Here is an 8083-nt window from a genome sequence, read left to right on the forward strand (position 1 = left end):
GGAATATCAGCAGGGAAATACAACAGCCAGTAGTTGGGAAACATACTTTACGGCTCTGGAAAATGCAAGAATAATAAGTGCTAATCCGGCAGCTATGCAGGCAGATGTCGATGCAGCGGCAGCAGAACTTCTAAATGCCGTGAAAGGTCTTACAAAACGGGCAGAGATATTAAGAGTTTCGGAAATTAAAGTATTGGCTGAACTGTGCAGAAAAATGGAAGGGCAGTACCCACAGGAGATTTATGCACCTGTAAAATTGCTTCTGGAGGAACTACAGGAGTTGTTAGAGAAAGAAGCCGCTGATGTAGGAGAAATGGAATTAGAAGAAGCATATGCAGCGCTTGAAGATGCTCAGCACACACTGTTGGAATATCAGCCGGTAAATACAGAAGTGCTAATGGAAGCGATAAAGGCGGCGAAATCTTTGGATAGATCCAGATACACAAAAGAATCCTATGACAAAGTATGGAAAGCCATTATAGAAGCAGAACAAGTGGATTTGACCGATCAGAGTGCAATTAATGAAGCAGTTAAAAATCTTTTGGCTGGAATATGCGGATTGAAAGAAATACAGGAGGAAGAAAAAACTGTTTATGCAGATTTATCACAACTGCATTCGGCGATTAAACTGGCATCGGAGGTGGACCGCAGTAAATACACAGAAGCTTCTTTGCATGTTCTTGATAATGCCCTTACGGTAGCAAGAGCACTGGCGGATGCGAAGCCAGTAAAGGAACTGCAGGCAACGGTAGATCAAGCGGTAAAAGCAGTAAAGGAATCTATTCAAAGTTTAGTAGTGAAGCCGTCATTACCGGTTAAGAATTCCTCCCACAAAGTAGGAAGTCTGATATATAAAGTAACAAAATCAACAGCCGGCAGTAGAACAGTAATGTTGGTAAAACCATCCAGAAGAACACTGTCATCTGTAAAAATACCGGATACAGTTGAATTAAATGGTTATACCTTTCAGGTAACTTCCATCGGCAAAAATGCTTTTAAGGGAAATAACAGGCTAAAAGCAGCATCTGTTGGGAAATACGTTGAATCAATAGGAGATGGGGCATTCTATAAATGCACGAAACTTACCAGTATCACCATTGGCAGCGGGTTGAGAACCATCGGAAAGAAAACTTTTTATGGAAATAAGCTCCTAAAGACCATAAAAATAAAATCTTCCAAATTAAATAAAGCAGGGAGCCAGTGCCTGAAAGGAATTTCTACAAAAGCGGTTATTGATGTGCCTAATAAGAAAGTAAAGGATTATAAGAAAGTTTTCAGTGGTAAAGGGCAGTCAGGTAATGTTAAAATAAAATAATTCAAGTTGATCAAAATGACTTCAAGGATATATATTCAAGAATATATTTCTTGAAGTCATTTTACTTGATGGTAAACGAATGCCGGAAGTACAAATTATAACTGCCTTCCATAATACAGTCATATAATGATATTGAACTGTCAATCAAAATAAATGATACTGCTGATACAATCTATTTCTCTCCGCCAGATCTGTGGTAGCCTGCATTAAGTCTTTAATTCTGTTTTCCTGTAGTAAATAGCGGGAAAGAGCAGCAAATCTATTTTCTCCTTTCAGTATACCTTCTTCTCTGATATCATCAAAAGCTTTACACATATTAAAAACCCCTTTCTTGTCTGTTACTGCTATATTTTTTAAAGTATCCAGTCTGTCTGATTCACCCAGCAGCAGATGGATCAGCTCAAAAGTCTGAAGATCAAGCTGACTGAACCGTTTCTGATTTTCTTTGATATGGCGTGTTATGCCATGTTTGTCTTCTGCATATTTCAATGCACCGAAGATTTCTCTTAATCCTGTATGATATTGATCTAACTGATCTATTCTTCTGGCATCCAGGACATTGATTGTATAATTGGGTATCATTGCTTTCAGCTCATTCATTTCCGGAGCAAAGGATAGGAGATCGTGAAGGCAATTGCCGGCATCCCATGGCTGTTTTCCAATATAAACAACCAAAGTTACAACGGGAACCAGCTTATCTGATTTACACATACCAGATAAAAATTCACCGGAATTTTTGTAATGCCTGCCATCGCCAGCGGATTTTATGTCCTGTACCTGCCTGGTATAATTTAAGGCGTCGTACAGCATGGAACGTATTACCATGGCATAATTTACATCTGTCTGGTTTTCACATGCTAAAATGGCAAACTGTACTCCGAAGTGTGTTTTCTTTACTACATCACGATAGCGTCTGACTGCTTTTTTTCTCCCGGTTTTGTCCGGAATAAGAATGGACAGATCTCCGTCCGCAGAGGAAAGGTGATCCGGATTGATAATTTGTTTACCTTGAAATACCGTTCCATTATAGATATCTGCAAAATGTTCAGGGTCTTCCAGATACTGGTTAATAAATAAGTCTTTTTCTTGCGTCATGTTGACCTCCTTTTCATTTGGGAAATACACAGACACATAGAAATATGATGGATTCTGCACTAAAGGGATTGGGTACGGAACATGTACGATAGAAAAACAGAAACTTTAGAGGAAATGAGAATTTTATATTTAAACAGTGACTATGTATTACGTTTTTAATATTATACAATATAAGATTGCAAATATCAAGATAATATTTTCGAATTATAACTTGAATAGATAATTTTTACAATTTTAGCAATACTACAAGTAAGAAAAGATAATCTTTAGGAAACATACTTTAGATTTTTGTAGAAGGAGAACCATGCCTATGGAAAAGGTATTTAAAGAGTTGGGCAAGTTTAAAGCGGCGGTTTTTTTTATTGCGCTGACGGTGATTGGCGGGGTACTGTGTAATCTGGGATTGCCTGCTTATCTGTCGAATATTATTAACAAAGGAATTCCAAATGGTGATGCAGCATTTATTATCCGAACCGGGGGTGCTATGCTCATTCTCACAATCCTGGGAGCTTTTTGCAATATTGCAACGGGTTTCTTTTCGGCTCGTGTATCTATGGGCATTGGCCGGAGAATGAGAAGTGAGGTATTTACCAAAGTTCAGTATTTTTCCCGTGCTGAGTTTGATCGGTTTTCCACGTCATCCCTCATTACCAGGACCAATAATGATATTACCCATGTACAAAATTTTATGAATATGTTTCTTCGTATTGTACTGATGGCACCGGTTATGTGTGTGGGAGGCGTCATTCTGGCATATTTAAAAAGTCCTTCCATGTCTATGGTGTTGTTTATTTCTATGCCGGTTATGATAGCAGCAGTACTTGTGATTGCACTGCGGTCAATCCCCCTGTCCAAGATTATGCAGTCGAAAATTGATCAAATCAATCTGGTTATGAGGGAAAAACTCACAGGTATCCGGGTTATCCGGGCATTTGGCACCACGGGGCATGAGGCCAGCCGGTTTTATGATGTAAATGAAAGCTTTATGAAAAATTCTATGCGCATGCAGCGAATTATGGGGACGCTGACTCCTGTGCTCAGCCTTGTGCTCTATGGCACCAATGTAGCACTGCTGGCATTTGGCGGATATCAGATTACCAGGGTGAATGGAACCCCTCTTTTAACCGGTGATGTAATTGCGGTGATCCAATATGTTATGCAGATTATGATGTCCGTTATGATGCTGGCTCTGATCTTCGTTATGTATCCAAGGGCGTCTGTCTCTGCATCCAGAGTGAATGAGGTACTGGACACAGAAGCTACGATTGTTACAGAAAATCCAAAAGAAGGGATGGGGGATAAGAAAGGGTTTTTATCATTTGAACATGTTACTTTTTCATATCCGGAGTCTGAAGAGCCGGTTATCCATGATATAACTTTCGAATCGAGACCAGGGGAAACTACGGCGATTATCGGTTCTACTGGAAGTGGAAAATCATCTCTGATCAATTTGATTCTGCGTTTTTATGATGCACAGGAAGGCAGGATACTGGTCAATGGAATGGATGTAAAGGACTATGATATAAAGGAGTTACGCAGAAAAATCGGTTATGTTCCCCAGAAATCCTTCCTGTTTAAGGGAACGATAGAGAGTAATATCCAGTTTGGTGATGAATTTGCCTCAGAAGACAGGATTGAGGATGCGGCTAAAATCGCCCAGGCGTATGAATTTATTACGGCGAAAGAAGATGGATTTGAAACAGAAATAACCCAGGGCGGCAGCAATGTTTCCGGTGGACAGCGGCAGAGGCTGGCAATTGCAAGGGCCATTGTCAGAAAACCGGAAATTTATATTTTTGATGACAGTTTTTCTGCACTGGATTTCAAGACAGATCTGGCTCTGCGCCATGCCTTGGAAGATGAGACCAAAGATGCAGCAGTTATTATTGTAGCCCAGAGAATCAGCACGATTATGAACGCAGACCGCATTTTGGTTTTGGAAGACGGATACCTTGTGGGTATGGGGACCCATAAAGAATTGCTGTCATCGTGTGAAGTGTATAAGGAGATTGTCCATTCCCAGTTAAGTGAAGAGGAGGCAGGCGCATGAGTGAACAGGAACAGGTGAAGACGATTAATATCATGAAGATTTTCAGGAGACTGTTTTCATTTATGAAGCCTTACCGAAAAGGGCTTTATTGTGCAATTGTGTTTATTATAGTGGCTTCTGTTTTCAACAGCCTTGGCCCCTTTATCCTGGGAAAAGCAACGGATGCATTAGCCGGTATCGTAATAGATGGCATGCCTGTTTCTGCCGGTATCAGAAAATTTATAACGATTTTGATTGTGCTTAGTGTGATCTATTTACTGTATTGTATATTCAAATATCTGAGCACTTTTATCATTGTAGGGGTGTCAGAGAAAACAATATTTGACCTCAGAAATAAAGTAGACGGCAAATTAAAACAGCTTCCGCTTAATTACTTTGATACCAACCCATACGGGGATATATTGAGCCGGGTAACCAATGATATCGACACGGTTTCCACTTCGCTTCAACAGTCTATTGACCAGATATTGACCTCGATTTCCACTGCCGTTTTTATTTTGATTATGATGCTGGTAGTCAGTCCCGCCTTGACCCTGATCGGAATTATAACGGTTCCGCTGGCATTGATTATTTCTATGAAAATAGCACAGAAATCCCAGTATTTATTCCAGGAGCAACAGGGAACCGTAGGGAAATTAAATGGATATGTTGAAGAAATGTATACCGGACACACGGTAATCAGTGCTTATGGGAAAGAGCCGGATATTATCAAGGATTTTGAAGATACAAATGAGACGCTTTATGCGGTTGGCTGGAAAGCACAGTTTTTGTCCAGCCTTCTGCAGCCGATTACCCAGGCAATGACGAATCTGGGTTATGTACTGGTAGCCGTAATCAGTGGTTTTTTGTGCATTAAGGGAGCTTTGACCATAGGTATGATACAGTCATTTATTCAATATTTACGGCAATTTTCCCAGCCCATAACCCAGACGGTACAGATTACGAATATTCTGCAGTCTACGGCTGCTGCTGCGAACCGTGTATTTGAATTTTTAGACGAAAAAGAAGAGATAGCGGAAGTGGAAAATCCGGTTTTTCCGGATGACATTAAGGGCGAAGTTACGTTCAGCCATGTAAGTTTTGGATATCTTCCCCATAAAACACTGATCAAAGATGTTTCGCTGGAAGTAAGGCCCGGAAGCAAGGTTGCAATCGTTGGACCTACCGGAGCCGGTAAAACGACGCTGGTTAACCTGCTGCTTCGGTTCTATGATGTGAACAGCGGCAATATTTTGATCGATGGCATTGATATTCAGAAAATGGGGAGGGAACCTCTTCGGAGTATTTTCGGTATGGTTTTGCAGGACACCTGGCTTTTCCAGGGGACAGTTATGGAAAATATCCGTTATGGAAGGCTGGATGCTACCGATCAGGAAGTTATGGATGCGGCTAAGGCAGCTCATGCAGATCATTTTATAAAAGCACTTCCGGGTGGATTTCAGATGGTTCTGGCTGAAGGAGCAGCAAACCTTGCCCAGGGAGAGCGACAGCTGTTGACCATTGCCCGTGCAATTTTATCCGATTCACCGATTATGATACTGGATGAGGCTACCAGTTCCGTTGATACCAGGACTGAAGTGCTGATTCAGAAAGCCATGGCAAGGCTTATGCAGAACAGAACCAGTTTTGTGATCGCCCATCGGCTTTCCACGATCCGCGATGCAGATATGATCTTGTATATGCAGGAGGGTGATATCAAGGAAGTTGGAACACATGAAGAATTAATCCGTAAAAAAGGATTATATGAAAAATTGTATAATAGCCAGTTTGCACAAAATAATGCAGGTTAGAAGATAAAAGATATTAAAAGATATGAAGTATTAAATACTGTTTTAATACCATAAGCCTGGCTCCCCCCGAGAAATCATCAATGTATTCTCTACAATATCAAAGAGATGATTCTGGGCGGAGTCAGGCATAAAATAATATTAAATATGATAGTATGATATAACTTATAATAATTAATGCATCACTCTGCTTTTTGGAACACCAATACGACATTGAAATAATTCCTTACTTCAGCAAAGTCTTCCGAAATTGCTTCGGAGAGAGATTCTTATATACCTTAAATATTTTAATAAAATAACTTGAGGTACTAAATCCAACGGTTACTGCTATTTCGGTAATACTCAGAGGAGTGGAAATCAACAATTTTTCTGCTTCACTTACACGGATGTAGTTCAGGTATTCATTAAAACTCATTCCCATAAGCCGGTTAAAGGACCTTGAAAAATAACTGGGACTGAGATTGCAAAGCTCTGCCATTTCAGAAGCTCTGACTGGTTTTTCGTAATTAACCGACAGATAATGAAAGACTGGATTTAGCATCTCATACAGCTGGCGGTCTGCTTGTCTGTAATTTTCCGGATGCTCTCCCGATCGGTGCCAATAACGCAGTATCCATAAGAAAATACTGCCTATATGGTTCTTAATGGCAAGCTCATAACCGTAGTCTCTGACATGATTTTCTGTCATAATATTATGAAACAGGTCAGGAAGCATGGTGTCCTGGATTTCGGAATAGGAAATTACCTTTTCGTGTCTTGCATCTTCTGTAATAAACGGCAGGATGTACTCCAGTTCAAAGTGGTTTTGAGACATCCTGTTATATATGAAATCAGGCATGAACCGCACAACAATATACTGTCCTCCGTCTTCAGACAGGGAATCAATCTGATGAACCTCATGAGAGTTTATTAATACCAGATCACCTCCGGTAAAGGTATGATAAAAGCCGTTTAAGTACACTTTAAATGTACCCGATATTCCATAGAGCAATTCAATATAATCATGGTAATGTGCCGGATATACCATTCCGGCTTGATTTCGTTTCTCCAGGTGACACAAAAACAGGCATGGAACCCCATCAATATATACATTTTCTTCTTTCCAGTAATGAATCAAATTGAAACCCTCTGCATATTGCAGGCATACCTTCAACACGCTGCCATATTAAAGCAGTTTGAAAGAATCACACCATGGCAGCCTTTCTATAATTTTCTTTCAAACATTTCTCTTAATTTGAAAATGAAAGCCAATATTTGAACATTTGGTTTGAACATTTCAAAAATGGTTTTAAATATGTTTAGGAGCTTAAGACAAAATACTGCTATTTTTGAATGGAATTATTATATCATATAACAAAAAAATACGATATACTGATTTCAGAAAAATGTAAAAAGTAAGTAACAGTTCATGCTGTCTGAACTGTTACAAAAATAACCCGGAGGTATCAATATGAGTAAAAGTACAATAGGAGTCCCCTTGCCGGAACTGGCACAATACAGCAGAATTGCAGCCGCAGAAGGAGCGGTCCTGCTGAAAAATGAAAATAATATGCTGCCCGTTTTGGAAAATGAGGCAGTTTCTGTTTTTGGAAGGTGTCAATTTGATTATTATAGAAGCGGTACAGGTTCAGGTGGTGCAGTAAATGTAGAATATGTCTGCAATATTATAGATGGACTCCGCCAGAACAGGAAAATAAAACTAAATGAGGAACTGGTCAGACAATATGAAGAGTGGGTAGCTGCAAACCCTGCTGATGATGGTGGAGGCGGATGGGCTGCAGAACCATGGCATCAAAAGGATATGCAACTCACAGATGAGCTGGTAAAAAACGCCAG

6 protein-coding genes are annotated in these 8083 nt (G+C 40.0%); 4 read left to right on the plus strand and 2 right to left on the minus strand.

Annotated features, from left to right (window positions below):
• A partial coding sequence (locus ACH2DQ_RS08070) for a leucine-rich repeat domain-containing protein (protein ID WP_395026288.1) occupies positions 1 to 1315 on the plus strand: 1315 nt, incomplete at its 5' end.
• A 144-nt stretch (positions 1316 to 1459) separates the two neighbouring features.
• Here the strand turns inward: ACH2DQ_RS08070 and ACH2DQ_RS08075 are convergent.
• Positions 1460 to 2410 (minus strand): Rpn family recombination-promoting nuclease/putative transposase, encoded by a 951-nt coding sequence (locus ACH2DQ_RS08075; RefSeq protein WP_394911771.1) that lies wholly within the window; start codon positions 2408 to 2410, stop codon positions 1460 to 1462.
• 310 nt (positions 2411 to 2720) lie between these two features.
• Here ACH2DQ_RS08075 and ACH2DQ_RS08080 point away from each other — a divergent pair, with 310 nt between their 5' ends.
• Positions 2721 to 4460, plus strand: coding sequence for an ABC transporter ATP-binding protein (locus ACH2DQ_RS08080; RefSeq protein WP_395026291.1), 1740 nt, complete (start codon positions 2721 to 2723; stop codon positions 4458 to 4460).
• Positions 4457 to 6250, plus strand: coding sequence for an ABC transporter ATP-binding protein (locus ACH2DQ_RS08085; RefSeq protein ID WP_394911773.1), 1794 nt, complete (start codon positions 4457 to 4459; stop codon positions 6248 to 6250). The genes ACH2DQ_RS08080 and ACH2DQ_RS08085 overlap by 4 nt, the downstream gene beginning before the upstream one ends.
• 223 nt (positions 6251 to 6473) lie before the next feature.
• On the opposite strand, the gene ACH2DQ_RS08090 is transcribed toward ACH2DQ_RS08085, so the two are convergent.
• Entirely contained in the window at positions 6474 to 7364 is an 891-nt protein-coding gene (locus ACH2DQ_RS08090; protein WP_394911774.1) for a helix-turn-helix domain-containing protein, read from the minus strand.
• A gap of 333 nt (positions 7365 to 7697) precedes the next feature.
• Here ACH2DQ_RS08090 and ACH2DQ_RS08095 point away from each other — a divergent pair.
• The coding region (locus ACH2DQ_RS08095) for a glycoside hydrolase family 3 C-terminal domain-containing protein (RefSeq protein ID WP_395026294.1) at positions 7698 to 8083 on the plus strand (386 nt) is incomplete at its 3' end.

This window comes from Robinsoniella sp. (assembly GCF_034124845.1).